Here is a 342-nt window from a genome sequence, read left to right on the forward strand (position 1 = left end):
CAAGTCGTGTTGTCATTCCACCTCACCATCAAGGGTAAAGTATTAATGTACAGCCCCACACTGGACGCTATCCCATCGACGGGCATATCCCGCCCTGAGACAGTCGTGCCAACAATGGTTTGCTCATCACCCGTATACACTTGCAATAACTTGTGCCAAGCAAACTGCATGGCCACATTCAAAGTGACTGCCTGCTCGCGACACATGGCTTTCAACTGAGCCAAGTCATCACCTGTTACACACACATTTTGTGTTTGCGCTGAGACAATGGGTTTTCGCTGCGTTAAATCGACCGGGTGACTTAACAGGTTGTTAATGTCATTGCAGCCCTGCCACTGTTGA

Annotated in this window: 1 protein-coding gene; it reads right to left on the bottom strand. The window is 49.1% G+C overall.

The features are described 5' to 3' along the window. On the bottom strand, positions 1–342 hold a 342-nt coding region (locus Q0779_RS23830; RefSeq protein WP_298776758.1), incomplete at both ends, for a condensation domain-containing protein.

It is taken from the genome of uncultured Shewanella sp. (assembly GCF_947491715.1).
Lineage (GTDB): Bacteria > Pseudomonadota > Gammaproteobacteria > Enterobacterales > Shewanellaceae > Shewanella.